Here is a 240-nt window from a genome sequence, read left to right as displayed (position 1 = left end):
TTGCGCTTTGTCAGTTTTAACTTTGTGTCCATCGGATTGGCCAGCTGATTTTCCAATGCCGACTTTGAACAATGGCCGCTGATTGTGTCTTTGTGGATGTTTTTTCTGTCGAACGTCTTGGCTAGCTCAGGCTCTATGGGCGGCGTTATTAAAAACGTGCGTGCGTTGGTATTGTTTAAATTCAGCTTGCGTGAAATGGTGATTTTGCTGCACCCACGTGCGGTTCGTTCGGTAAAGGTC

Annotated in this window: 1 pseudogene; it reads left to right on the top strand. The window is 46.7% G+C overall.

The features are described from left to right. Positions 1-240: pseudogene (locus ACTHS4_RS12490) on the top strand (TrkH family potassium uptake protein); the annotation flags it as partial.

This window comes from Neisseria sp. P0014.S009 (assembly GCF_051958155.1).
GTDB classification, from domain to species: domain Bacteria; phylum Pseudomonadota; class Gammaproteobacteria; order Burkholderiales; family Neisseriaceae; genus Neisseria; species Neisseria flavescens_C.
Note: the sequence above shows the minus strand (reverse complement) of the source record. Positions and strands in the feature narration are given on the sequence as shown.